Genomic DNA, 24,263 nt, shown 5'->3' on the forward strand with positions numbered 1-24,263 from the left:
ATCTGTCCTTAGCCGCCAGTCATGTTCATGAAGCGGACGATGTCGGTCGCGCCTTCTTCGCCGAAGTGGTGACGCTCCGGTTTGAGGTTCATGGCGGACACGATGGCTTCTACCAGCTGCGCGCTGTCGTAGCCGGGGCGCCGGAGTACTTCCCGCAGGTCCACGGAGTGCTCGTTGCCCAGGCACAACAGCAGGCGGCCGGACACGGTGAGTCGGACGCGGTTACACAGGTGGCAGAAATTATTGCTGTGGGGCGAAATGAACCCCACCCGGCTGGTGCTGTCGGCCATGCGGAAGTAACGGGCCGGTCCCGCGGCGCCGCTCGGGTCGCCCTGGCTTTGCAGGGGGAACTCGGCGTCGATCTGCCGCTGCAGTTCGGCGCTGCTGGCCAGGCTCAGTCCGCGGTCGTGCTCGACGATATGCCCCAGGGGCATCTCCTCGATAAAGGTGATGTCGACGGCCTGTTCCCGGGCGTAGCGCACCAGGTCCAGGACCTCGTGGTCGTTGCGCCCGCGCAGGATGACGGCATTGAGCCGGATACGGTCGAAGCCGGCGGCCACCGCTGCCTCGATTCCCCGCAGTACTGCCTCGAGGTCACCGGTGCGGGTGAGTTCACGAAAACGTTCGGCGTCCAGGGTGTCGAGGCTGATATTGACGCTGGTAATGCCGCCCTCGCGCAGGGCGGGCGCCATTTTGGTCAGTTGCGATCCATTGGTGGTCAGTGCCAGTTCGCGCAGGCCGGGCAGTTTGCCCAGCTGCTCCACCAGCCCCAGAATACCGCGACGCACCAGCGGCTCACCGCCGGTGAGGCGCACCTTGCTCACCCCGAGCTGGGTGAAGGCGCGGGCCACCTCGTAGAGTTCTTCCAGGCTGAGCACTTCCCGACGGGGTAGAAACTGCATGTCTTCCGCCATGCAGTACACACAGCGAAAGTCGCAGCGGTCGGTGACCGACAGGCGCAGGTAGTCGACCCGGCGCTGGAAACGGTCGACCAGGGTCTGCGGAAAGGAACTCTGGATACTGTTCATGATGCCCTCAGTGTACTGCTTCGGGCGGTCGCTCACTAGCCCCGGGGTTTACAGCGTGGCGAGGCTGGGACAGGATAGTTGCGCACTGCTGTGGAGAGACAGAATGACAAGAGCCGTATCCGGTATGTTGCTGGCCGCCCTGCTCGGCCTGGCCGGCGTATCCGGTGCCGGAATTGCCGACCCGGGAGAGCGGGCGGTTCCCTGTGAGACACGCGACGGCATCGAGCCCGTCTGCGGTCTCAGCGCCCCGGAGGATATCGTGGTGGCTCCCGGCGGTGAGGGGCTGGTGTTCGGCCAGATGCACGCTCCCGGCGGCCTGTTCCTGCTGGACACCGGCGACCACAGCGTCACCCCCTTGTATTCCGGTGCCGACCGGGACAGCACCGCCTGGGGCCAGGCCGATTGCCGGCAACCTCCACAGATCCTGCTGGCCCACGGTATCGACCTGAGCCAGCGGAAGGACGGGCGCTGGCAGTTGCTGGTGGTCAACCACGGCGGTCGCGAATCGGTGGAGTTTTACGAATGGTTGCCGGGGCCGGGCGCGCCCGCGGTGGCCTGGCGCGGCTGCGTGGCAGCACCGGAAGACGCCAGCCTCAACGATGTTGCTGGTCTGCCCGACGGTGGCTTTCTGGTGACCCGGATGACATCGACTCAATCCCCGAACTGGGAGCTGTTCCTGGCCGCCATTGGCTTTGACAACGGTGTGGTATACCAGTGGAGCGCCGGTGAGGGTTATCGCACGCTGCCCGCTACCAAGGGTCGGTTTCCCAATGGTATTGTCCTTTCACCCGACGGCGGCAGCTTCTTCGTGAACATGTATCTCGGTAATAAAGTGGTCAAGTTCAGTTTTCCCGGAGGCGAGCCCCTGGGCCAGGTGTCGGTGTCCAAGCCCGATAACGCCAGCTGGAGCCCGGATGGCAAATTACTGGTGGCGAGCCAGTTTGGCTCCCTGCTGGCGCTGTTCGACAGCCTCAGCCTGCCCCCCGGCACGCCGAGCCTGCTGCCCTATGCAGTCATGGAAGTCGACCCCGAAACCCTCGCCAAGCGCGAACTGTTCTGGCACGAGGGCGCGCCGATGGGGGCGGGCACCGTCGCGGTCCAGGTCGAGGATGCGGTGTATGTCGGCTCCTACGTCGGCGACCGCCTGGTGCGCGTACCGCTGAAGCCCGCCTCGTGAGTCTCGCGCTGCTACACCGGCTGACGCTGCCGGCAGGACCGCTGTTGGCCGTATTGCTGGGCTGGCTGCTGCATGACCAGGGTTATCCTGCGGACATGGCGGTGGTGGCGACGGTGGCCATCTGGTGTGTGATCTGGTGGGTGTTCGAACCGGTACCCATTCCCATTACCTCGCTGCTGCCCCTGGCTCTGCTCCCTCTGCTGGGGGTGCTGACGCCGGCGCAGGTAGGGCAGGCCTACGGGTCGCCGATGATCCTGCTGCTGCTGGGCGGGTTTCTGCTGTCCAAGGCCATGGAGCACTCGGGTGCCCATCGCCGGATTGCCCTGGGCATGGTGCGCCTGTTCGGGGCCAACAGCGGACGCCGGCTGGTACTGGGCTTCATGGTGGCTGCTGCCGCCCTGAGCATGTGGATCTCCAATACCGCCACCACCCTGATGCTGTTGCCCGTGGCCCTGGCGGTGCTGGAGGGGGCGGGACAGCGCGAGCGGCTGGCGGTACCCCTGCTGCTGGGCATGGCCTACGCGGCGAGTGTGGGGGGGCTTGGCACCCCGATCGGTACCCCGCCCAACCTGATCTTCATGCAGGTTTACACCGAGGTGACCGGGAAGATCGTCACCTTCAGTGAGTGGATGAGCTGGGGCGTGCCGGTGGTGGTGCTGATGATTCCCCTGATGGCGCTGGTGCTGACCCGGGGTATGGAGTCCAGACTGCAGGTGGATCTACCCGCCGTGGGAGCCTGGCGCACCGAGGAGAAGCGGGTGCTGCTGATCTTCGGCCTCACCGCCCTGGCCTGGATGACCCGCGCCGAACCTTTCGGGGGCTGGCGCGTCTGGCTCGACCTGCCCAGCGCCAACGATGCCTCGGTGGCGATGCTGGCGGTGGTACTGATGTTCATGATCGGTGATGGCAAGGGCGGCAAATTGCTGACCTGGGAGCGCGCCAGCACCATCCCCTGGGGCGTGTTGCTGCTGTTTTCCGGCGGCATATGCCTGGCGCGGGGGTTTGTGGCGTCTGGCCTGAGCGACCAGATGGGGCAGTGGCTGTCGGGCCTGACGGTGTTGAGCCCCTGGCTGCTGATTGTGGTGGTCTGCTTCCTCGTCACCTTTATGACCGAGGCCACCTCCAACACCGCCAGTACGACCCTGCTGATGCCGGTGCTGGCGGCCGCCGCCATGGCGGCGGACATCGAGCCGATGCTGCTGATGGTGCCAGCGGCCATGAGTGCCAGCTGCGCCTTCATGCTGCCGGTGGCCACTGCACCCAATACGGTGGTTTACGGCAGCGGTTATATCACCACGGCGCGCATGGCCCGGGAGGGCTTCCTGCTCAATCTGCTGGGTGTCGTGGTGATCAGCTCGGTCAGCTATCTGTTACTGGCTTGAACCGCCGGCGTTGTCGTTGGGGGCTGACGCTTGATGCCAGTTGCGGTGACTGATTGAGTCATTGTTATTGTGGCTGTGGGCGATACCTTGTGCACACAAGAATCACTAGAGGCCCGCTGCCATGAGCAAACGCTATCCCATGCCCATTCCCCACGGCTGGTTCGCCGTGAGTTATTCCGATGAACTCGCTGTGGGCGAGTCCCGCGCAGTCCGCTACTTCGGCCAGGACCTGGTGCTGTTTCGCACCGAATCGGGCCAGGCCTGCCTGCTGGACGCCTACTGCCCGCACCTGGGCGCCCACCTGGGTTACGGCATTCACGAGAATACCGGCGGCGGCGGTCGCATCGAGGGCGAGTCCATCGTCTGCCCTTTCCACGCCTGGAAGTTCAACGGTGAGGGTGAGTGCACCGAAGTGCCCTACGCCCGCAATATGCCGCCCAAGGTACAGGGCAAGCAGTGCCTGAAATCCTTCCCCGTCACCGAGCTCAACCAGGTGATCTGGGCCTGGTATCACCCCGATGGTATCGACCCGCTGTGGGAGGTTATCGAGCACGAGGAGGCCAACAGCGAGGACTGGGCTCCCCTCAAGCGCTATGAGTGGCACCTGGCCACCCACACCCAGGAAATGGCGGAGAACGCGGCCGACCCGGCCCACTTCCTCTTCGTCCACCGCACCGCCGATATGCCCAAATGGGAAACCACCTACGACGGCCCCACCGCTCGTGGTATCCAGCGGGCGAAGATGCCCACTCCACGCGGTGAAGTGGACGGTGCCATTCACACTGGGTCCCAGGGGCCGGGGCAGGGCTTTACCAAGTTCGAGGGCATCGCCGACACCTTCCTCATGGGCCTGGTGACACCTATCGACGAGGAAAACGTGCAGCTGCGTTTTGCTTTCACCCAGCCCAAGGTGGATGGCGAAGTGAAAAGCAGCGGGGTGAATGACGCCATCATCGCCAACATCGTCGGCCAGCTGGAGGAAGACAAGCCCATCTGGGAGCACAAGATCTACCGTCCCCTGCCGGTGCTGTGTGACGGCGACGGCCCGATCGCCAAGTTCCGCAAGTGGTACGGCCAGTTCTACTCCAGCTTCGACGCCGCCAACATGTAATGGCACTCGCCGCCGGCGCTTTCCCGCCGGCGGCATTCCGGTATCATGCCCCCTCATTGAGGAGGAGCCATGACCAGATCCCGCGGCCTGACGGTCCTGTTGCTGATGGCGGTGTCCATCGCCCTGCTGTACCCGGGGGTGACACAGCCGGTGTTGACCCTGACCGGCAGCATTGAAAAATCCGAAATCGCCAACCTCGGTATCGAGTTGCTGGCCGGCGACCAGGCCGATACCCAGAGCCGGAACATGTTGGGGGCCTTTTCCCGGTTCCTCGGGCTCGACCAGATCGAAGGCCAGGTCACGGTGTATGACAATACCCGTTCTATCTGGGGCACGGTCAACGAGTTGGCCCGCACCGGCAACCTGCTGGTCGCCCTGCTGATTGTGCTGTTCAGCCTGGTGATTCCCGTGTTCAAGCTGCTGTTGCAGGCGCTTGCCCTGACCCCTGTTGTGGGCAACCTGCGCCAGCCCCTGCTGGCTTTCAATGCCGCCCTGAGCAAGTGGTCCATGGCGGATGTCTTCGTGATGGCCATGCTGGTGGCTTACATGGCCGGCGCCGCCTCGGGCCAGATGGGTGACCTGCTGATCATGGAGGCGCAGTTGCAGCCGGGATTCTGGTTTTTCCTCGCCTATTGTCTGTTTTCCATCGGGGCTTCCGCCCTGGTGCGTCGGGAGTACGCCAATGCCTAAAGTCGTGAAATGGATTCTGTTGTGCCTGGTGGCCATTGTCGCTGCCATGGCGGTGGCTGCCATGCGACCGGGAAAACCGATCGAAGTGGTGGTCAGCGCCGAGGTGGAAGTCCCCCACACCGAGGCCTGGCAGCGCATGAGTGACCTGTCCGTAGCCCACAACTATGTTCCGGGCCTGACCGCGACTGAAATCACTACACCCTACGCCACGGGGGTTGGCGCCTCGCGCAAGGTATACCAGAGCGGTAGCAACTACCTTGAGGAGACCGTGACGGCATGGAACGAGGGTGAGGGATTCGTTATTCGCCTGCACAAGGGTGAGGAACCGATGAGCCCCTTCCGCCAGGCGGAATTCCGCTACCACATGGAGCCACTGACGGATCAGGCGACCCGGGTAACGTTGGCGATTGTGGTGGAATTGCCCTTCGGTGCGCTGGGCAGTGTGCTGGGAGAGAGTGTTGCCAGAGCACCGATGGAACAGGAGCTAACCGGGGTGCTGGCGGGGTTGATCTACTACTACGAAACGGGGCAACCGGCCACCGATGCAGACCGGGAACGGCTGGCGGGCAGGGTGACCGTAATGCCCGCCAGCGGCTGATGACCCTACAGCAGGGCCATCATGGTTTCGGCGGAACTGACGTCGATGCCGGGGCCCGGCTCCACGTTCAGGTGGGTGATGGTGCCATCCTCCACCAGCATGGCAAAACGCTGGCTGCGCTTGCCAAGACCAAATCCGCTACCGTCCAGTTCCAGGCCGAGGGCCGCGGTGAAGTCACCGTTGCCGTCGCCCAGCATGAGCAGTTCCTCGGCGTTCTGGGCCTTGCCCCAGGCGTCCATCACGAAGGCATCGTTGACCGCCATACAGGCGATGGTATCGACGCCCTTGGCCTTGATCTTGTCGGCGTTGACCACATAGCCCGGCAGGTGGGCTTTGCTGCAACCGGGGGTAAAGGCGCCGGGTACGGCGAACAACAGGACCTTCTTGCCCTTGAAAATCTCGTCGGTCGTGATGTCCACGGGGCCTTCGGCACCCATGGTTTTCAGGGTGCATGCGGGAATGGTGTCACCGGCCTTGATGGTCATGGTGTATCTCCTGGATTGCTGGATGAGGTCATTGTTATGGAACGCCGGCAAGCATAGCAGATGAGTGACAGCGTGCACTGCCCACTTTGCGATAACGGAACGACGGAATTGTTCTATCGGGACCGGCGCCGCCCCTACCGGCGATGCAGCCGCTGTGAGCTGGTGTTCGTGCCGCCGGCCTACTACCTGGACCGGGACGCAGAAAAAGCCGAGTACGACCTGCACGACAATCAGGTGGATGACCCTGGCTACCGGCGCTTCCTGTCGCGCCTGGCCGGGCCCCTGCTGGAGCGCCTGCCGCTCAATGCCCGCGGCCTGGATTTTGGTTGTGGCCCCGGCCCGGCGCTGGCGGCCATGCTGGAGGAGGCAGGACATTCAGTGGCGCTTTACGACGTGTTCTATGCCCCCGATTCAACCGTGCTGGAGTGCGACTACGATTTCATCTGTGCGACGGAAGTCGTGGAGCACCTGCACCGCCCGGGTGCGGAACTGGCGCGACTTTGGCAATGCCTGCGGCCCGATGGCTGGCTGGGGGTGATGACCAAGCTGGTGCGCGACCGGGAGGCCTTTGCCGGATGGCACTACAAAAATGACCCAACCCATGTGTGTTTCTACAGCGAAGCAACCTGGCGGTGGTGGGCGGCGCAGCAGGGCGCGTTGCTGGAGTTCATTGGTGCGGATGTGATGTTACTGCACAAGCCAGTGGGCAGCGCTCCGGGGCCATAAATTTCTCCACCACCTGCAGTCGTGCAGCCACCAGTGAAAAGCGTGGTGCGGCTCAACAACGCTGGGGTACTATTGAGCCATTGAGGCGCCAACGAAGCAATTGAAGCAATCATTGGCGCCTTGAGTACGATCAGGAACACGACGGAAAAACAGGGATGATCCGATTGCCAGGTCGAATACTCAGTATTGCCTTACTACTGCTGGCGTCAGCACCGGCCCTGTTCGCCGCCGATATCATCGTCGATTCCCCCCGCGTGCTGCTGACGGGTGTTCCCGCGGGCATTTCGGTCGATACTGCGGGCACGGACGGCATTGGTTTAACGCTCGATGGCCGGGCGCTTCCGTCACGGGTGGAGAGTGACGACCTGACCACTGCCGTGCTGGCCGAGGATGCAACGGGAGTCGTCAGACTCGAAGTCACCCGGCACGACCAGTTGCTACACTCGCAGGAGATTCACGTGGTGCCGGGCTGGGTTTCAGTCCTGCCGCCCCTGGTGGCCATTTTACTGTCCTTCCTGCTGCGTTCCGTCATTCCCTCTCTGTTTGCCGGGCTCATTCTCGGAGCCTGGATGATTAACGGCATGACCTGGCAGGGCGCCGTTACCGGTGTTTTCGACACCATGACGATCTATATTCTCAATGCCATGATCGACCGGGATCATGGCGCCATTATCCTGTTCACTTTGCTGATCGGCGGCATGGTGGGTATTGTTTCCCGCAACGGTGGCATGGTCGGAATCGTCAACAGGGTCCTGCCCATAGCCAGAACGCCCAAGCGCGGCCAGACCGTCATCGCCTGCCTCGGCCTCGGCATCTTTTTCGACGATTACGCCAATACCCTGATCGTCGGTAACGCCGCCCGGCCGGTCAGTGACCATCTGAAGATATCCCGGGAAAAGCTAGCCTACCTGGTGGACTCCACTGCCGCTCCCGTCGCCACCGTCGCCGTCATCACCACGTGGATAGGCTTCCAGGTCGGCCTGATCGAGGATGCCATGGCAGGTCTCACGGGTATCGACCAGCCGGCCTACAGCCTGTTCCTGCAGTCCATCCCCTACAGCTTTTACCCGTTCCTGGCGGTGTTCTTCGTGTTCCTGATCGTGTTGAGCGGCAAGGACTTCGGCCCTATGTATCGTGCTGAAAGGCGCGCACGGTCCTCGGGCAGGGTTACGCGGGACGCTGCGCTTCAGTCGACAGACCAGTCTTCGGGCGAATTCGGGCATGAACCGGGTATTCCGTGCCGGGCGAGAAACGCCGTGTTACCCATAGTCTGCCTTGTGGCCGGTGTTATTGGCGGGATGTACATCAGCGGGGAAGGGGACTCGCTGCAGGAAATTGTCGGCAGCGCGGACGCATACGTAGTGCTGATCTGGGCCTCGCTGCTGTCGTGCATGGTGGCTTTTTTTCTATCCCTCGGCCAGGGAATATTGCGGCTGGAAGAATGCGTGCAGGCCTGGATAGCCGGCGCGCAGTTTATGCTTGCGGGCCTGCTTTTGCTGGTGATGGCCTGGGCCATCGCGGATGTCACCCGTGTCCTGCAGACAGCCCCGTATCTGATATCGATCCTGGGTGATACGCTCTCACCCTATACCTTGCCCACCATCGTGTTTCTGCTGGCGGCGGGCGCCGGTTTTGCCGCCGGTTCGAGCTGGGGTGTCATGGCTATCCTGATGCCGCTGGTTATTCCTCTGTGCTGGGCGGTACTGCAGAGTAACGGCATCGCTGACGCCGCGCACATGCATATTCTCTATTCCTGCATCGCCTGTGTCCTGTGCGGCGCCGTCTGGTCGGATCACTGTTCTCCCATCTCGGATACCACCGTGTTGTCGTCGCTGGCGACGGGCTGTGACCACATGGACCACGTGACCACACAACTACCCTATGCGTTGCTGGGTGGGACTGTGGCGGTGGTCATCTGCACGTTGCCGGCCGGCTACGGCTTGCCCTGGTGGATGCTGCTGGCCACCGGTGCGGTCGTATTGTATGTGGCCCATCGGTTCCTGGGGAAGGCAACGGACCCTCCAGGCGCAGGGCTATCCTAGCGCCCGTCCCGGGCTTTCCTGCCGGAGTCATCACCAGGAATTGATGATGGGCCGGGTGTCCGTTTATTTCACGGCCTTGGCGGCCTGAAATTCATGTGGGATGTAAGGCACCCCAAGGTAAAGTCCGCGGTTTAACCCGCCTGCTCAAGCATTGTCGCGTAGATCTGCTCACAGTCCCGGTAGAAACTCAGCTCCTCATCGCCCAGGTAGGGCGCGATCATTGTCATCAGCTGCAACACGCCCTGGTGGATGGTGAGCTGGGGTCGGCGATTGCCGTACATGAGCTGGTCGTAGTTGAGCCAGAAATTCAGGGTGAGGGTCATGTTCTCCACCAGACCTGCCAGCTGTTGGCCGCGGGTATCTATCACCGATTGCTCCAGTAGCGCCTCGCAGATGGCCAGCAGGGCTGCCCGCTTGAGCTGTACCAGCCGTTGGAAGCCGCGGCGGATATCCGGGTAGCGCTGCAGAAGGTTGTCCAGGTTGTGGTAGAAAAAGCGGTACTGGTACATCTCCTCCATCACCACGTAGAGGAAGAACCAGTTGCTTTCAACATCGCGGCCCTCGGCCGACAGTGGTTGTTCAATCGGGGCGGAAAGCGTCGAACCCAGGGCGAGCTGATACTGTTCGAACAGCTCGGTGATAATCTGTTCCTTGCCCTTGAAATGGTAGTAGAGGTTGCCGGGGCTGATGTCCATCTCATTGGCGATGTCCACCGTGGTGGTGTGCGCTTCCCCCTCCTCATTGAAAAGGGCGAGGCTGGTGAACAGAATCCGGTCCCGGGTTTTCACGCGTTATTAACTGCGGCGCGTGGTTTTTTTGGCGGCCACCTTGCGCTTGGCAGTGGCCTTTTTCCGAGTGGGCGTGGCAGTTGTCGCCGCCCCGGTTTTTGCGGCGGCTTTGCGTTTCACCGGGGCCTTCTTGCCCGTGGGACTTTTCTTCGTTGCTGCGGCTTTGCGTCCGCTCGTCTTCGCACCGGCCAGTGTGGCGGTGAGGGCTTCCACCTGTTCTGTCAGGCGGTCAATTTTGTCGTGCAGGGCCTGCAGGTCATCGCCCTGCCGTTGCAGGCGAAAGTTCTCTCGCACTCTCGCGATACGCTCCTCCACCGAGTTCCTCGCTTCTTCGCCGGCGCTGCGGGCCTCTTCTTCCAGGGCGGCCCCCGCCTTGACCAGGTCGCGAAACAGCTTGGGGGTTTCCACTCCCGCCTTTTCCAGCCGCTCCTGGGCTTCGTCCACGGCGCGGCCGTAGGCGCCAACACCGGCCAACCAGATGTTTTTCGCGATATCGCCCACCTTGCCTTTTTCGTCGCTCATTCGGTAAAGCCTCCTGCAGTCTGACTTGCGTGTGCTGGCATTAAAGCAGGTTTGGGGGAGAGGGTGGTATGAACATAAAAAAAGGGGCCTCGCGGCCCCTGAAAAAGTACCCCGGAAACTCCGGGGAAAAGTGTGCTCGAAGTTACGCTGCGATCTTCGCGCTGATGGTTTCTTTCAGCTCGGTGAAGCGCTCGCGGGCCTTCTCCAGTTTGGCTTCCAGCGCCTTGCGATCGGCGATGGTGGGCAGCTCGATGTCGTCGATGGCCTCGCGAGCGTCAGCTTCGACCTTCTCACCGCGCTTGACCAGGTCAGCGTACATGTCGGAAGCCTTGCTGCGGCGGGCATCGATACGGCCCTGCAGGGTTTCGATCTGCTCCTGGGCCTGGTCGAAGGCTTTGCCGTAGAAGCCGAGGCCGGCCAGGAAGGCGCTGCGGCTGGTTTCCTGGGCTTTCTTGGCGAACTTGGCCATCGACTTCTCGGCGGCGTCGATCTCTTTTTCTGCCTTCTTGGCAGCCTTGCGCACATCGCGCTCGTAGGCGGCAGCCTTGTTTTCCACTTTACGCACGGTTGAGCGCACGGTGGACTTGCTGGCAGTGCTTTTGCGCTTGGCAGCAGCTTTTTTCTTCGCGGGTGCTTTGCGAGCAGCGGCTTTGCGCTTGGGGGCTACCTTGGCGGTGGTTTCTTCGGCCATGTCTCGACTCCTGTGTCGTGGTATTGGGACGAGCTGTACTCATCCATTGGCCGTCAGACTACGTAAGAAAATTAGAATAAACATACTAGAATGTGGTCAATTCCTGCCGCTACCAGATGCGCCATAACGCGGCATTTTCAGCGATGGTTAAGGCGGAGGCGACAGACTGGCATGTACCGTGCCCAAGGAACCCGTTCCCATGATTGAATCCGGCCGAAAACAGGCGCTGCTGACGGCGATCGCACTGGCGGTAGGCCTCGGTCTATCCTGGCTGTTGCTGGTGGGCAAGCCCGCGCCGGTGCCCCAGGTGATGCCGGAACTGCCCCCGCCGGCGGTGGACGTGGTGGCGGCGGAGCCGGCCTCCCGCGCCATCGCCGTGCGCACGCAGGGGTCGGTGGAAGCCCTGCGCATGGTCAGCCTGGTGAGCCGGGTGGCTGGACGCGTCGAGCAGACAGCGGAAAATTTTGCCGCTGGCGGTTTTTTCCGTGCGGGTGAACAGCTCCTGCTGGTCGAAACGGTTAATTACGAACTGGCGATTGCCCGCGCCCGGTCGCAGGTTGCCGCGGCGGAGCAGCGCCTCGCCGAGGAGCGTGGTCGCGCCCGGCAGGCGCAACGGGAATGGCGCGATCTCGGTACCGAGGAGGCCAATGCCCTGTTCCTGCGTGAGCCCCAGGTGACGGCTGCGGAGGCGGCGCTGGCAGCGGCCCGCGCTGATCTGGAGTCGGCCCGGCTGGACCTGGAGCGGACCCGTATCAGCCTGCCTTTCAATGGCAGGATCAGTGCCAAGCACGTCGATGTGGGGCAGTACGTCACCCCCGGTACTGTGGTGGCCGAGGCCTACGCGACTGATGTGGTCCAGGTGCGCCTGCCGTTGACGGATCGCCAGATTGCCCTGCTGGATCTCCCCCTGACCTATGCCGAGGAGGCGGATTCCTCCGCGGCGCCAGTACCGGTGACCCTCGAGGCCCGGTTCGGCAATCAGTTGTGGCAGTGGCAGGGCAGCATTGTGCGCACCGACGCCAGTATCGATGTCGACAGTCGCATGGTTTACGCCGTGGTTGAGGTTCCCAGGCCCTTCAGTCGCGAGCCCGGAAGTCGGCGCCCGCCGCTGGCCCCGGGGCTGTTCGTGCACGCCACGATTGAGGGGCGGCAACTGTCCGGGGTGACGGTGTTGCCGCGCAGTGCGCTGCGCGACGACAACGGGGTACTGGTGGTCGACAGCCGCGACCGGGTGCGGGCGCGGGCGGTACAGATTCTGCAGGAGTCCCCCGGGCAGGTATGGGTGCAGGGTCTCGAGCGGAGCGAGCGGGTAGTGGTACGCCAGCCGCCAAGCCTCACCGCCGGTAACGTGGTGACCCCCCAGGAGGTCAGCACGGTGGCGGGAGTGAAGTACTGATGATGGGCGGGCCCGTGCGCTGGTTCATCCACAACCCGATAGCCGCCAACCTGCTGATGGTCTTCCTGGTGATCGGAGGCCTGTTTGGCCTGCCGGCGCTGGACAAGCAGTTTTTCCCCGAGTTCGAGATCAACAAGGTGCGGGTAAGCCTGGCCTATCCGGGGGCGGGGCCGAGGGAAGTCGAGGAGCAGATCTGCCAGCGCATCGAGGAGGCGGTGCACGACCTCACCGGCGTGAAGGAGATTCGTTCCAAGGCCCGGGAGGGGATGGGCGAGGTGGTGGTCGAGGCCGAGCCGGGCTACGACATGCAGCGCCTCACCGCCGAGGTGAAAACCCGGGTCGATGCCATCAATACCTTTCCGGTAGATGCCGAGCGCCCGGTGGTGACCGAGATGGCCTTCCGCCATCACATGGCTATCGTGACCCTGGCGGGAGACATCGGCGAGCGCAACCTGAAGCAACTGGGGGAGCGCCTGCGGGATGACCTGTCCGCCCAGCCGGACGTGTCGGTGGTGGAACTGGATACCCCCAGGCCCTATGAGCTGGCGGTGGAGATTTCCGAGGTGACCCTGCGGCGCTACGGCCTGACCTTCGATGACGTCGCCAACGCCATTCGCGCCGCGTCCCTCAACCTGCCCGCCGGCGCCATCAAGGACGAGGGGGGGGATATCCGCCTGCAGACCCGCGGCCAGGCCTATACCGGCAGTGACTTCGCCCGCATTCCCCTGATGACCCGCCGCGATGGCACCCAGATGCTGCTGGGCGAGGTGGCAACCATCGTGGACGGTTTCCAGGATGTGGACGTCCGCAACCGCTTCAACGACAAGCCCTCGCTGAACATGCATGTGTTCGTAACGTCCCATCCCAACACCCTGGCGACCTCCGAGCGGGTAAAAGCCTGGGTCGAGTCCACCCGAGCCGGCTTGCCGGAGGGGGTGGAACTGGTAATGTGGCGCGACTCCTCCGACCCTTTCAAGGCCCGGGTGGATACGCTGCTGAAAAACGGCCTCGGCGGCCTGGTACTGGTGTTTGCCGTGCTGGTGCTTTTCCTGCGCCCGCTGCTGGCGATGTGGGTTTGCGTCGGTATTGGGGTGGCCTTCATGGGTACCCTGTTCCTGCTGCAATACACGGGCGTCAGCCTGAACATGATTTCGCTGTTCGCCTTCCTGCTGATCCTGGGCATCGTGGTGGATGACGCCATCATCGTGGGTGAGGCCATTCACTCCCGCCAGAGCGTTGGGGAGGCGGGCGCCAACGGCGCCCTGTCCGGTGCCCAGAGTGTGATCAAGCCGGTCATGTTCGCGGTGATCAGCACCATGATTTTCTTCGTGCCCATGTTCTTCATGCCCGGTGATATGGCCCGGGCAGCCATGGCCATCCCGGTCGTGGTGATTATCGCCCTGGCCCTGTCGCTGGTGGAGTGCCTGCTGATATTGCCGCCGCACCTGGCGCACATGCGCCCACCACGCCCCAGCCGGTTCGCCCTGTTGCGGTTCCTGGAGTCACTGCGCCTGCGCTGCGCCGATGGCATGACCCGCTTTGCCAGCGAACGCTACCGCCCCTTTCTCGAGCGCTGCCTGCGGCACAATGTGTTGGTGAGTGCCCTGTTCCTTTGCCTGCTGCTGGTGAGCCTGGCGATTTACGCCGGTGGCTGGATCCGTGCCGGGTTTTTTCCGTCGGTCAACTCCGACTACGTGGAGGCCGAGGTGGAACTGCCTGAGGGCGGGGCCTTTGCCGATTCCCTGGCGGCGCTGCGCCAGATCGAGTCTGCCGCCCTGCGGGTCAAGACCCGCTACAACGCCGACCCTGCCTATGGTGGCCAGCAGGCCATTGGCCATATTGACTCCAGGGCCAATGAAAGCAGCCTCAAGGTAGTGATGGAGACCCAGTCGGAGGGGGTGGATACCGCCGCCCTGGCGCGCGACTGGCGCGATGCCATCGGTGAGCTGGGCCCGGTGGAAGACTTCAACATGGACTACACCATCAACGAGCGCGGCAAGCCTATCCGCCTGGTGCTGGCGGCCCCGGAGGTCGCTGCACTGAACGCCGTTTCCGAGGAGTTGCGCCAGGTGCTGGAGTCCTACCCTGGCGTATTCAACGTCAACGACAGCCTGCAGGCACCGCGGCAGGAAATTGTGCTCGACCTGAAGCCCGCGGCGGAAAACCTTGGCATCACCCTGGCCGATCTGGCGCGGCAGGTGCGGGAAGCCTTCTACGGTGCCGAGGCCCAGCGTATTCCCCGTACCAAGGAGGACGTGCGGGTGATGGTTCGCTACCCCGAGGAGGAGCGGCTCTCGGTGGCCAACCTGCAGGAACTGCGGGTGCGCACGCCCGCCGGTGCCCAGGTACCCTTTGCGACCGTCGCCGAGATGCGTTTTGAACCGGGTTACATGACCATCGAACGACTGGATCGCAAGCGCACGCTAGAGGTCAGTGCCGATGTCACCGAGGGGGCGTCGGATCCGCGGGCCGTGGTCGACGACATCGTTGCGCGCTACCTGCCCCAGTGGCAGCAGCGCTACCCCGGGCTCACGCTCGCGCTGGACGGCGAACTGGAAGAGGAGGGCGCCTTCATGGGCGCCATGCTCAAGTACACCGCCCTGGCCATGCTGGCCATCTATGCTCTGATGGCAATTCCCTTTCGCTCCTATTTCCAGCCCATCCTGGTGCTCACGGCGGTGCCGTTCGGGGTGATGGGTGCCATCTTCGGCCACCTGATACTCAACTGGCAGATCAGCATGTTTTCGCTGCTGGGAGTGATCGCCTGCGCGGGGGTGGTGGTGAATGACAACCTGGTGCTGATCGACCGGATCAACCAGCTGCGCGCCGCCGGGCACGGTGTGCTGGAAGCCCTTGGCCAGGCTGGTCAGGACCGGTTCCGGCCGATCATCCTGACCTCGTTAACCACCTTTATCGGCCTGGTCCCGATCATGTCCGAAACCAGCGTTCAGGCCCAGTTCCTCATACCCATGGTGACATCGCTCGCGTTTGGCGTGTTGTTTGCCACCGGTATTACGCTGTTGCTGGTGCCCTGCCTGTACCTGATGGGAGAACAGGTGGCCCGGCGCCTGTCCCGGCCGCGCAATGCCGGGCTGGTGGTAGAAGAGAGTTGAGGGTGACCGCCGCTGGCGGCCACCCCGGGGCTTAGCTGGCCTGGGGGCCGGCCTCGACAATCGCAGCGGAGACATCGAATTTGCCGATGTTGTCGGCAAACAGGGCCGCCAGTTTGCGTGCCTGTTCGTCGTAGGCTGCCACGTCGCCCCAGCTGTTGCGCGGGTTGACGTACTTCGGATCCACACCGGGGATGGCAGTGGGGAAGTCCAGGTTGAGGATGTCCAGGTGCTCGGTCGGGGCATTCAGCAGGGCGCCGCTCTGGGCCGCTGCCACCACCGCGCGGGTGACCGGGATCGGGAAGCGGGCACCATTGCCGCCGGGCGCGCCGGAGCCACCGGTCCAGCCGGTGTTGATCAGGTAAACCTGGCTGCCAAAATCCTCGATGCGTTTCATCAGCAGCTCGGCATAGGCGCTGGCCGGGCGCGGCATGAAAGGCGCACCAAAACAGGTGGAGAAGGTCGGGTGGATGCCGGCTTCGGCGCCGAGTTCGGTAGAGCCCACGCGGGCGGTGTAACCGGACAGGAAGTGGAAGGCCGCCGCTTCCTTGCTCAGGATCGAGATCGGCGGCAGTACACCGGACACGTCACAGGTCAGGAAGATCACGCACTTCGGCTCGCCGCCGGCGTTGGATTCAGTGCGTTTTTCCACGTGCTCCAGCGGGTAGCAGCAGCGGCCGTTTTCGGTCAGGCTGGTGTCGCAGTAGTCGGCGTGGCGGTTATCGTCCAGCACCACGTTCTCGATGATGCTGCCGAAACGGATAGCGTCCCAGATCACCGGCTCGTTTTTCTGGCTCAGGTCGATGGTCTTGGCGTAGCAGCCGCCTTCGATATTGAACACGGAGCCCTTGGCCCAGCCGTGCTCGTCGTCGCCAATCAGGTAGCGCTCCGGGTCGGCAGACAGGGTGGTCTTGCCAGTGCCGGACAGGCCGAAGAACAGGGTGGTGTCGCCCTCGTCGCCGACGTTGGCGGAGCAGTGCATGGGCATCACGTCCTTCTCGGGCAGCAGGAAGTTCTGCACGGAGAACATGGCTTTTTTCATTTCGCCGGCGTAGCGCATACCGGCCAGCAGGACCTTGCGGCGGGCAAAGTTGATGATGACCACGCCGTCGGAGTTGGTACCGTCGCGCTCGGGGTCGCACTCGAAACCCGCACAGTTGAGGATGGTCCACTCCGGCTTGCGACCCACGTTGTACTGCTGGGGGCGGATAAACATGTTGCGGCCGAACAGGCCCTGCCAGGCAGTCTCGGTGATGACCTTGACCGGAAGGTAGTGGTCGTTGTGCTCACCCACGTGCAGGTGGGAAACGAAACGGTCGCGCTCGGCAATATAGGATTCGACGCGATCCCAGAGGGCGTCAAACTGGTCGCCGTCGAAGGGGCGGTTGACCGGGCCCCAGTCGATGGCTTCTTCGGTGCTGGGTTCGCGAACCACGAAGCGGTCGGCGGGGGAGCGCCCGGTGCGCTTGCCGGTGGTAACCAGCAGTGCGCCGGTGTCGGCGAGAATGCCTTCGTTGCGTTTCAGGGACTCTTCAATCAGTTGCGAGGTACCCAGGTCAACCAGTTCCTGGGGGGCTTTAATGTCGGCGGTCATCGTGTTTCCTGTGTTCAGCGTGCCAGCCTGCATTGGACCGGTACTGCCAATGTGTTGGGGCTCGGGGGGGCGCCATTATGTCAGAAACCGGCCTTTTTGCGAACTTGACTGGTGAAAAAATCGTCGATCTCGCGGCCATTTTACAGGAACGGCTGCCGCATCCGGGTCATCAGTGCAGCGGGCCGTCCTGCGCCCCCGGTAGCAACGCCGACAGGTCATCTCTCAGGTACTCGTAGCGGGTGTTGCAGAACTCGCAGTCCATGGTGATGGCGCCCTGCTCTTCGAGAATGGACTCCAGCTCGTCGACGCCCAGCGAGGCCAGCGCATTCAGGGTGCGCTCACGGGAACAGCTGCAGCGGAAACGGGTATCCCGGGGGGTGAACAGGCGCAGGGCCTCCTCGTGGTACAGACGATGCAGGAGGTCGGCCGGTACCAGCCCCAGCAGTTCTTCTTCGCCGACCGTATGGGCCAGGGTGCAGGCATGGTTCCACTGCTCGTCGCGCACCGCGCTCTCGGACACCAATTGGGCCGGCAGTTGCTGCAGCAGCAGGCCGGCCGCGCGCTGCCCGTCGGCGGCCAGCCACAGGCGGGTGCGCAGCTGCTCCGACTGCTCGAAGTAGTTTTGCAGGCAGCTGGCCAGGCTGTCGCCGTCCAGTGGTACCACGCCCTGGTAGCGCTTGCCCTTGAGGGGGTCGATGGTGATGGCCAGTTGGCCATTGGTCAGCAACATGTCGAAGCGCTCTGCGGTGGCCTGCTCGGCTCCGCGCACAATACCGCGCACTTCCAGGTCGCTGCTGCACTCCACCATCAACAGCGGAATCTGGCCCTCGCTGCGGGCCTGCAGGATCAACTTGCCCTCGAACTTGAGGGTGGTGGCCAGCAGTACCGCGGCCGCCAGGAATTCACCCAGCAGACGGCTGACGCCAGGCCCGTAGTGATGCAGGGCCAGGATGTCGGTGTAGGCGCGGTCCAGCTGCACGATTTCGCCGCGCAGATCGGCCTCCTCGAACAGGAATCGCAGGGTGTTGTCGGCGGGATGTCGGGTGCTGCTGTCGGTCATTGCTGCGGCCTTGTGCTGCCCTGCCGGTGATCCCGGCACGGAGGGTGATCGTATCATGCTCGAAGGGTTCAGTATTTGAGGCCAGGGTGCTGAAAATTCAAGGGAACCATGACCGGGGGGGAGCCTGCCGCTACATTGTAGGCCTCAATCGACACAGCGTGATTTTACAGGAGCCAAACTATGAGATTCAGCTACCAGGTGGGTATGAGCGAACCGGAGCATTACCTGCCGCTGGCCAAAGCTGCAGAAGCGGCGGGCTACGATGGCATTAGCATTCCCGATAGCATCTGTTACCCCAAGGAGGCCAGCTCCAAGTACCCCTATAACAAGGATGGCAGCCGGGAGTTCCTCGAAGCGGTGCCCTTCGTGGAGAGCCTGATCGCGGTGGCCCATATGGCGGCGGTAACGGAGAACATTCGCTTTGCCACCTTCGTCTACAAGCTGGCGGTACGCCAGGCCGCGGTGGTGGCCAAGCAGGTCCAGAGTATCCAGGTGCTCTCCGGTAACCGCTTCGACTTCGGTATCGGCATCAGCCCGTGGGAGGAGGATTTCGCGGTCTGCGATATCCCCTGGGAAAAGCGTGGCAAGCGTTTTGACGAGCAGATCGATATCCTGCGCGGGCTGGAGACCGGGGAGTTCTTCGGCTACGAGGGCGAGCTGATTTCCATGCCGGCCAACAAGATGTGCCCGGCGCCGAGCAAGCCAACGCCCCTGCTGATCGGCGGTCACGCCGAGGTGGCGCTCAAGCGTGCGGCCCGGGTGGGTGACGGCTGGATGTGTGCGGGGGCATCGATGGATGACCTGCGCGGGTACATCGGGCGAATCAACGACCTGCGCGATGAGTACGGTACAGCGGACCGTCCGTTCCGTTTCTATACCACCGGCCAGGACGCTTTCACCCGGGAGGGCATCGAGGAGCTTGAGTCCATTGGCATTACCGATGTGATCATCGGGTTCCGCAACGTTTACGAGATGGAGCCGGACAAGCCTCTGGACGAAAAGATCGCCATGCTCAACTGGTACGCCGGGGAATTCATCACAAAATAAGCCCCGCGGCTTCCCGTGCCCCGGTGCTAAAGTGCGTCTTTTGCCGGGGCCCCGGAATCTTAAACGATGGCGGCCTTTGACACGGTGGCCATGAACAACGTTGCGCTCTACATCCTCACGGTCCTGATCTGGGGGTCCACCTGGATTGCCATCAAATACCAGCTTGGCGAAGTCTCGGTGCTGGTATCGATCGGTCACCGCTCCATGCTGGCGGCCCTGCTGGTGTTCGCTTTCCTGTTACTGCGGCGCCAGTCACTGCGCCTGCCCCTGCGTCAGCATGCCTTTGTCCTGGCCCAGGGCCTGCTGTTGTTCAGCGGCAACTACGTGTTCATTTATCCCGCCACCGCCGAGCTGACCAGCGGCCTGGTGGCGGTGGTGTTTTCGACCATGGTGATTCTCAACATGGTGGGCGGAGCCCTGTTCCTGGGGATTCCGGCCAGCGCCATGGTGGCGGTGGGCGGCGCCCTGGGCCTCACCGGTATGGCGGCCCTGTTCCTGCCGGAATTGCAGGTCTTCAGCCTCTCGGACAACAGTTTCCGGGCCTTGTTGTTGTGCTTTGCCGGCACCTGCTGCGCGTCCGTCGGTAACCTGTTCGCCGCCCGCAATACCCGGGCCGGTCTGCCGGTGCTGGTCTGCAACGCCTGGGGGATGTTCTACGGCGCCGTGGCGCTCTACCTGAGTGCGGTGGTGCTGGGCCACGAAATCCGCCTGCAGTGGCAGCCCCAGTACCTGCTGTCGCTGTTGTACCTGGCCGTGTTCGGTTCGGTGGTGGCGTTCTGGGCCTACGTGACCCTGATCGGCCGGATCGGCCCGGATCGCGCCGCCTACAGCTCCCTGCTGTTCCCGGTCGTCGCACTGCTGATATCCACCTTCGCGGAGGGTTATCAGTGGAGCGTGCTGGCGCTACTGGGGCTGGCGCTGGTGTTGGCCGGGAACTGGCTGGTCATGCGCCGCGGGGCCGCCTGACTTATACTACGCAAAAAGAAACAAAGGACGATACCTGTGGCCGGATTCCGCCTGAGCAAGCACTACACCATGCCCAAGGAGCAGTTGCGGGAGGCCGCCGAAGGCCTGGCCCGGCAACTCGAACGGCAACACGGTGTGCGCTCGAGCTGGGAGGGGGACTGTGTCCGCATCAAGGGTGCAGGGGTCGATGGTGAGCTGTCCTTCGCCGGCGGGGTGGTGGATGTCTCGGTGCGCCTGGGCCTGCTGGCATCGCCTTTCAAAGGCATGTTGCAGGCCGAGGTGCAGCGCTACCTCGACGAGCACGTGAGCTGATCAGGCGGCGCCTGCGCCCGGCTCCAGTACCGTAACGCCTGCCAGCGGGTCACTGCCCGCCACCAGCGCGGCGAATTCCTCCGCCAGCGCACGACTCTGTTCAACACAGGTTTCCCAGTAGCGCACCCGCTCCTCGGCGGGCAGGCGCTGGAAGTCACTGCGGTCGGGAATCTTGCCCAGCGGCAGCTGGGCGACCCAGTCCGGGTTCGGGCACAGCAGCACCAGGTTGTCCACCGCCTGGCGCTGCAGGGGGCGGGTGCGCCAGGGCAGGAACTTGTCAAACCAGCCCGGGGTGATGTCGGGGCGGAAGTGCGGGTACAGCAGCAGGCCGTCGCCGCGGTATTGGGCCAGGTCGAAATGATAGTCGATGATGCCGCCGTCCCAGTACTGACCACGGGGGGCGCCGGGAATGTCGCGCTCGCCTGTCAGCACGAAGGGGATGGCGCCACTGGCGTGCAGCGCCGCCTTCAGGTTGTCTTCGCCGAGCGGGCTGTAGCGGGTCTGGAAGTCCGCCAGACGGAGCCCGGGGGCCGGCCGACTGTCGCTGTGGAATACCACGCGCTGAAAACCGAGGCGCAGCACCTGGCGGTGCAGGGTGTTGCCCAGTGCCGCGGCCGCCATGGCCGAGGCCAGCAGGGGGCCGGCGTCCGCGGCGGCGGGGCCGCGCCCGCGGGCGGTGACAATATGGCTGTGAATGCGCGGGTTTGCCGCCACCTGAATCTCGCCCCGTTCCCCCAGCAACTCCTGCAGGATGCGTCCGCTGGCGGTGCTGACCTCGGCGATGTCGGGTTTGGCAGAGTACTGCTGGTAGAGGTAGGCCTGCTGCAGGCGGGTGACTGCCGCAGCGGGGTCTTCAAGGGCCAGGCAGGTATTGCGCCAGGACCCGACCGAGGAGCCCAGGGTGGCCAGCCGGGCCGAGCCGCGTTGCAGGAAGTCGCCGAACAGTACCTTGTCGAGCTCGCTCAGGATGAACCACTTGGGTCCGCCGGAGGCGCCCAGCAGCAGGCTGAACAGGTCGGGATTCCAGCCCTCCCGGGAAATGCGTTGCGCCGCTTTGCTGCCGAGGTATAGCGAGAGTGCCCTAACCGCCACCGCGCACCTCGCGGGGTGAGCGGCCGGTCCATTTCTGGTAGGCGCGACGGAAGTTGGAGGCGTCGTTGAAGCCCACCAGGTAGGCGATGGTGGACAGTGGCAGGCGGCTGTTCTGCAGGTGGCGGGTGGCGTGCTCCGCGCGCACCTTGTCCAGCAGTTGCTGGAACGACACGCCCTCCTGCTCCAGCCGGCGGCGGAAGGTGCGGGGGCTGAAATTCAGCATGCGGGCAATCTGCGGCATCTGCGGATACTGCCCCTCCAGCTTGCGCAGCAGGCGCAGGGCCTGTTCCGCTACCGCGTCCTCTTCCTCCAGGTCGGCCAGCAGGCGGGCGCACTCCTCTTCGTACAGGGTCCGCAGGGCGGCGTTGGAGGAGGGCAGCGCGGTCTCCAGCAGGGCGGCGTCAAAGGAGATCCGGCCGCGCACGGCGTTGAAGTGCACGTCTTCGCCAAACACCCGGAAGTACTCGGCGCTGTGCCCCGGCTCGGGGTAGGGGACCTCGATGCGCAACGCCAGTTCCGGCAGGTTGAGCAAGCCGCGCAGGGTGTTGAGGATCGCGGAGTACATCAGTTCGTAGGCGAAGGTCAGGGGATTTTCCACCGGGGTGCTGACCGTCGTCAGGTAGCAGCGTCCATCCCGGGTTTCGAACTCCAGGTACAGCGCGGGCGACAGCAGGTGGTAGTACTTGAGGAACAGCTCCATCACCTGGCGCAGGTCGCGGCAGGTCATGAAGGCCTGTCCCAGCACGGCGTGGGCACTGAGATTGCAGCGCAGTCCCAGCTTGAGCCCCAGCGCCGGGTCGCCGGTGAGTTGGAAGGCGTTGCCGACCAGGCGGGCGAAGTCCTCCTCGCTGACCCTGGCGCCGATGCCCTGGAGGCCGGTGCGGGCCAGTGTCGTTCCCGCCAGCACGGCATCGCGGGCAAATCCCTGCTCTTCGACCATGTCGATGAGGATCAGGATGTACTGGGCTGGGGTGCTGGTCTTGGGCATGGGGGCATTTGGCCATAAATGACCCTATAATGACAAGACTTCACCTTGCTGCCAGGTCGGTGATTCACCCATAGTGGTGACAGGCTTCGATAACGCTAAGGAGATGGCCGATGAAAGTTGAATGGAAGGACCAGAGTCCGCGCAAGATCCAGAAGTTTGCCGGGGCGGACTACCCCAGCGACAACCCCGACCTGGAGGACCTGCTGACCGCCGGTGACGTGGACCACATCGCCGAGATTTTCCAGACCCCCCTGACCGGGTCCTACAACTGGGACTACAAGGTGCAGGACGACCGGATCAAGAAACTCTACGACCTCGGCAAGCAGCTCAACTGGGATCCGGAAATGGACATCAACTGGGATCGCCCCTGGCCGGAAGAGGAGCGGATGCCGGAGCTGTTCAACCTGCACACCTACCAGCCCTACCTGGACCTGGATGAAAAAGGGCGCAAGGAATTCTGGCTGCACATGAACGCCTGGAGCCTGTCCCAGTTCCTCCACGGCGAGCAGGGCGCCCTGCTGGTGGCCTCCCAGCTCTGCTCCTGTGCGCCGACGCTGAACGCCAAGCTCTACGCCGGCTCCCAGACTTTCGACGAGGCCCGCCATGTCGAGGTGTTCAACAAGTACCTGCAGCAGCGCATCGGCTTGATGTATCCCGTCAATACCCACCTCAAGAGCATCATCGACAAGATTCTCACCGATGCCCGCTGGGACATGAAATTCATCGGCATGCAGATTGTGATCGAGGGGCTGGCCCTGTCGGCTTTCAACACCACCCGTGAAACCACCCCGGACCCGGTCCTCAAGGACGTGGTTTACCTGGTCACCCGGGACGAGGCCCGCCACGTGACCTTCGGCGTGAACTACCTGGAGGAGTTCGTCAAAACCCTGTCGGATGAGGAGCGCGAGGAGCGCGCCCAGTTTGCCTATGAGGCCTGCGTAGTGAGCCGCGAGCGACTGGTGGCCACCGATGTGTTCCGCCACTTTGGCTGGGACGTGGAGGCCACCCGCAAACAGGTGCTGGAAGGCTTTGTGATGTCCACCTTCCGCAACCTGCTGTTCCAGCGGGTGATTCCCAATCTCAAGCGTATCGGCCTGCTCACCGACCGTATCCGGCCCAAGTTCGAGGAACTGGGGATCCTGGAGTTCGAGAATGCCGCCACTGATGGCGATATCGACTGGGCGGCGCTGGAGCGCCCGCTGGATACCGAGGAGGCCCAGAACTACGAGCAGAGCATGGTGGAGAACTTCCACGCCCTGAAGGACGAGGAGGATGCCCGCAAGGCCAGCTGAGTCACCGCGGCCGCCCCTGCCTGTCGGGGGCGGTAGGCAGAAGTAGGCAGTACTGGCGCAGAAACAAAAAAGCCGGCTTCAAGCCGGCTCAGACTGCTGACAAAGTACCTTCAAAAGCCCTGGTCGTAAGACCGGGGCTTTTGTTTAATGGGGCTGTAATAACGAT

General features: G+C 63.4%; 22 protein-coding genes. 13 read left to right on the plus strand and 9 right to left on the minus strand.

The window, feature by feature from the left end:
• Nucleotides 1-8: 8 nt before the first annotated feature.
• Nucleotides 9-1,028 carry a GTP 3',8-cyclase MoaA gene (gene moaA / locus FV139_RS11785; RefSeq protein ID WP_148068609.1) on the minus strand — a complete coding sequence of 340 codons (1,020 nt, stop codon included), beginning with the start codon at nt 1,026-1,028 and terminating at the stop codon, nt 9-11.
• 103 nt (nt 1,029-1,131) lie between these two features.
• On the opposite strand from moaA, the gene FV139_RS11790 reads away from it, so the two are divergent.
• The 5 genes from FV139_RS11790 to FV139_RS11810 all read left to right on the plus strand — a co-directional run bounded on the left by FV139_RS11790 (nt 1,132) and on the right by FV139_RS11810 (nt 5,986).
• Nucleotides 1,132-2,205: an SMP-30/gluconolactonase/LRE family protein gene (locus tag FV139_RS11790; RefSeq protein ID WP_187276505.1), complete on the plus strand. Its 1,074-nt coding sequence runs from the start codon at nt 1,132-1,134 to the stop codon at nt 2,203-2,205.
• 44 nt (nt 2,206-2,249) lie between these two features.
• Nucleotides 2,250-3,587 carry an SLC13 family permease gene (locus tag FV139_RS11795; RefSeq protein WP_268939938.1) on the plus strand — a complete coding sequence of 446 codons (1,338 nt, stop codon included), beginning with the start codon at nt 2,250-2,252 and terminating at the stop codon, nt 3,585-3,587.
• A 121-nt stretch (nt 3,588-3,708) separates the two neighbouring features.
• Nucleotides 3,709-4,698, plus strand: a complete 990-nt coding sequence (locus FV139_RS11800) for a Rieske 2Fe-2S domain-containing protein (RefSeq protein WP_148068611.1) — start codon at nt 3,709-3,711, stop codon at nt 4,696-4,698.
• 69 nt (nt 4,699-4,767) lie between these two features.
• A complete protein-coding gene (locus tag FV139_RS11805) occupies nt 4,768-5,388 on the plus strand; it encodes a paraquat-inducible protein A (protein ID WP_148068612.1) in 621 nt (206 codons plus the stop codon).
• Nucleotides 5,381-5,986 carry an SRPBCC family protein gene (locus FV139_RS11810; RefSeq protein ID WP_148068613.1) on the plus strand — a complete coding sequence of 202 codons (606 nt, stop codon included), beginning with the start codon at nt 5,381-5,383 and terminating at the stop codon, nt 5,984-5,986. Before FV139_RS11805 ends, FV139_RS11810 begins: the two co-directional genes overlap by 8 nt.
• 5 nt (nt 5,987-5,991) lie before the next feature.
• Here FV139_RS11810 and FV139_RS11815 read toward each other — a convergent pair whose 3' ends face one another.
• Complete coding sequence (locus tag FV139_RS11815) at nt 5,992-6,471, minus strand: peroxiredoxin (RefSeq protein ID WP_148068614.1); 480 nt, start codon at nt 6,469-6,471, stop codon at nt 5,992-5,994.
• Between the two features lie 60 nt (nt 6,472-6,531).
• On the opposite strand from FV139_RS11815, the gene FV139_RS11820 reads away from it, so the two are divergent.
• On the plus strand, nt 6,532-7,197 hold the full coding sequence (locus FV139_RS11820; protein ID WP_148068615.1) for a class I SAM-dependent methyltransferase: 666 nt from the start codon (nt 6,532-6,534) through the stop codon (nt 7,195-7,197).
• Nucleotides 7,198-7,352: 155 nt separating this feature from the next.
• Nucleotides 7,353-9,239, plus strand: coding sequence for a Na+/H+ antiporter NhaC family protein (locus FV139_RS11825; RefSeq protein WP_148068616.1), 1,887 nt, complete (start codon nt 7,353-7,355; stop codon nt 9,237-9,239).
• A 131-nt stretch (nt 9,240-9,370) separates the two neighbouring features.
• On the opposite strand, the gene FV139_RS11830 is transcribed toward FV139_RS11825, so the two are convergent.
• From FV139_RS11830 to FV139_RS11840, 3 genes are all read right to left on the minus strand, one after another.
• Complete coding sequence (locus FV139_RS11830) at nt 9,371-10,027, minus strand: TetR/AcrR family transcriptional regulator (protein ID WP_148068617.1); 657 nt, start codon at nt 10,025-10,027, stop codon at nt 9,371-9,373.
• Nucleotides 10,028-10,033: 6 nt separating this feature from the next.
• Nucleotides 10,034-10,549: a phasin family protein gene (locus FV139_RS11835; RefSeq protein WP_148068618.1), complete on the minus strand. Its 516-nt coding sequence runs from the start codon at nt 10,547-10,549 to the stop codon at nt 10,034-10,036.
• 142 nt (nt 10,550-10,691) lie between these two features.
• A complete protein-coding gene (locus FV139_RS11840; RefSeq protein WP_148068619.1) occupies nt 10,692-11,240 on the minus strand; it encodes a hypothetical protein in 549 nt (182 codons plus the stop codon).
• A 199-nt stretch (nt 11,241-11,439) separates the two neighbouring features.
• Here FV139_RS11840 and FV139_RS11845 point away from each other — a divergent pair, with 199 nt between their 5' ends.
• A complete protein-coding gene (locus FV139_RS11845) occupies nt 11,440-12,636 on the plus strand; it encodes an efflux RND transporter periplasmic adaptor subunit (protein WP_148068620.1) in 1,197 nt (398 codons plus the stop codon).
• A complete protein-coding gene (locus FV139_RS11850; RefSeq protein WP_235898630.1) occupies nt 12,636-15,749 on the plus strand; it encodes an efflux RND transporter permease subunit in 3,114 nt (1,037 codons plus the stop codon). The genes FV139_RS11845 and FV139_RS11850 overlap by 1 nt, the downstream gene beginning before the upstream one ends.
• 31 nt (nt 15,750-15,780) lie before the next feature.
• Here the strand turns inward: FV139_RS11850 and FV139_RS11855 are convergent, their stop codons facing one another.
• Both FV139_RS11855 and hslO read right to left on the minus strand, forming a co-directional pair.
• Complete coding sequence (locus tag FV139_RS11855; RefSeq protein WP_148068621.1) at nt 15,781-17,340, minus strand: phosphoenolpyruvate carboxykinase; 1,560 nt, start codon at nt 17,338-17,340, stop codon at nt 15,781-15,783.
• A 169-nt stretch (nt 17,341-17,509) separates the two neighbouring features.
• On the minus strand, nt 17,510-18,400 hold the full coding sequence (gene hslO / locus FV139_RS11860; protein WP_148068622.1) for an Hsp33 family molecular chaperone HslO: 891 nt from the start codon (nt 18,398-18,400) through the stop codon (nt 17,510-17,512).
• A gap of 180 nt (nt 18,401-18,580) precedes the next feature.
• Here hslO and FV139_RS11865 point away from each other — a divergent pair, with 180 nt between their 5' ends.
• The 3 genes from FV139_RS11865 to FV139_RS11875 all read left to right on the plus strand — a co-directional run bounded on the left by FV139_RS11865 (nt 18,581) and on the right by FV139_RS11875 (nt 20,725).
• Nucleotides 18,581-19,447, plus strand: a complete 867-nt coding sequence (locus FV139_RS11865; RefSeq protein ID WP_148068623.1) for a TIGR03619 family F420-dependent LLM class oxidoreductase — start codon at nt 18,581-18,583, stop codon at nt 19,445-19,447.
• A 66-nt stretch (nt 19,448-19,513) separates the two neighbouring features.
• Nucleotides 19,514-20,413, plus strand: coding sequence for a DMT family transporter (locus tag FV139_RS11870; RefSeq protein ID WP_235898631.1), 900 nt, complete (start codon nt 19,514-19,516; stop codon nt 20,411-20,413).
• 36 nt (nt 20,414-20,449) lie between these two features.
• On the plus strand, nt 20,450-20,725 hold the full coding sequence (locus FV139_RS11875) for a polyhydroxyalkanoic acid system family protein (RefSeq protein WP_235898632.1): 276 nt from the start codon (nt 20,450-20,452) through the stop codon (nt 20,723-20,725).
• On the opposite strand, the gene FV139_RS11880 is transcribed toward FV139_RS11875, so the two are convergent.
• Nucleotides 20,726-21,817, minus strand: coding sequence for a patatin-like phospholipase family protein (locus FV139_RS11880; RefSeq protein WP_148068624.1), 1,092 nt, complete (start codon nt 21,815-21,817; stop codon nt 20,726-20,728).
• The gene (locus tag FV139_RS11885; RefSeq protein ID WP_148068625.1) at nt 21,807-22,805 is read right to left on the minus strand and encodes an AraC family transcriptional regulator; all 999 of its coding nucleotides are present in this window, start codon (nt 22,803-22,805) and stop codon (nt 21,807-21,809) included. Before FV139_RS11885 ends, FV139_RS11880 begins: the two co-directional genes overlap by 11 nt.
• Before the next feature lie 110 nt (nt 22,806-22,915).
• Between FV139_RS11885 and FV139_RS11890 the strand changes: the two genes are divergently transcribed.
• Nucleotides 22,916-24,097 carry a ferritin-like domain-containing protein gene (locus FV139_RS11890; RefSeq protein WP_148068626.1) on the plus strand — a complete coding sequence of 394 codons (1,182 nt, stop codon included), beginning with the start codon at nt 22,916-22,918 and terminating at the stop codon, nt 24,095-24,097.
• The last annotated feature ends 166 nt before the right edge of the window (nt 24,098-24,263 follow it).

The sequence above is a fragment of the Parahaliea maris genome (assembly GCF_008064665.1).
In the GTDB taxonomy this organism is placed as follows: domain Bacteria; phylum Pseudomonadota; class Gammaproteobacteria; order Pseudomonadales; family Halieaceae; genus Parahaliea; species Parahaliea maris.

Excerpts from the sequence above, each read along its gene's own strand:
- moaA (WP_148068609.1), bottom strand. The coding sequence starts at position 1,028 with ATGAACAGTATCCAGAGTTCCTTTCCGCAGACCCTGGTCGACCGTTTC.
- FV139_RS11790 (WP_187276505.1), top strand. The coding sequence starts at position 1,132 with ATGACAAGAGCCGTATCCGGTATGTTGCTGGCCGCCCTGCTCGGCCTG.
- FV139_RS11800 (WP_148068611.1), top strand. The coding sequence starts at position 3,709 with ATGAGCAAACGCTATCCCATGCCCATTCCCCACGGCTGGTTCGCCGTG.
- FV139_RS11805 (WP_148068612.1), top strand. The coding sequence starts at position 4,768 with ATGACCAGATCCCGCGGCCTGACGGTCCTGTTGCTGATGGCGGTGTCC.
- FV139_RS11810 (WP_148068613.1), top strand. The coding sequence starts at position 5,381 with ATGCCTAAAGTCGTGAAATGGATTCTGTTGTGCCTGGTGGCCATTGTC.
- FV139_RS11815 (WP_148068614.1), bottom strand. The coding sequence starts at position 6,471 with ATGACCATCAAGGCCGGTGACACCATTCCCGCATGCACCCTGAAAACC.
- FV139_RS11820 (WP_148068615.1), top strand. The coding sequence starts at position 6,532 with ATGAGTGACAGCGTGCACTGCCCACTTTGCGATAACGGAACGACGGAA.
- FV139_RS11825 (WP_148068616.1), top strand. The coding sequence starts at position 7,353 with ATGATCCGATTGCCAGGTCGAATACTCAGTATTGCCTTACTACTGCTG.
- FV139_RS11835 (WP_148068618.1), bottom strand. The coding sequence starts at position 10,549 with ATGAGCGACGAAAAAGGCAAGGTGGGCGATATCGCGAAAAACATCTGG.
- FV139_RS11840 (WP_148068619.1), bottom strand. The coding sequence starts at position 11,240 with ATGGCCGAAGAAACCACCGCCAAGGTAGCCCCCAAGCGCAAAGCCGCT.
- FV139_RS11845 (WP_148068620.1), top strand. The coding sequence starts at position 11,440 with ATGATTGAATCCGGCCGAAAACAGGCGCTGCTGACGGCGATCGCACTG.
- FV139_RS11850 (WP_235898630.1), top strand. The coding sequence starts at position 12,636 with ATGATGGGCGGGCCCGTGCGCTGGTTCATCCACAACCCGATAGCCGCC.
- FV139_RS11855 (WP_148068621.1), bottom strand. The coding sequence starts at position 17,340 with ATGACCGCCGACATTAAAGCCCCCCAGGAACTGGTTGACCTGGGTACC.
- hslO (WP_148068622.1), bottom strand. The coding sequence starts at position 18,400 with ATGACCGACAGCAGCACCCGACATCCCGCCGACAACACCCTGCGATTC.
- FV139_RS11865 (WP_148068623.1), top strand. The coding sequence starts at position 18,581 with ATGAGATTCAGCTACCAGGTGGGTATGAGCGAACCGGAGCATTACCTG.
- FV139_RS11870 (WP_235898631.1), top strand. The coding sequence starts at position 19,514 with ATGGCGGCCTTTGACACGGTGGCCATGAACAACGTTGCGCTCTACATC.
- FV139_RS11885 (WP_148068625.1), bottom strand. The coding sequence starts at position 22,805 with ATGCCCAAGACCAGCACCCCAGCCCAGTACATCCTGATCCTCATCGAC.
- FV139_RS11890 (WP_148068626.1), top strand. The coding sequence starts at position 22,916 with ATGAAAGTTGAATGGAAGGACCAGAGTCCGCGCAAGATCCAGAAGTTT.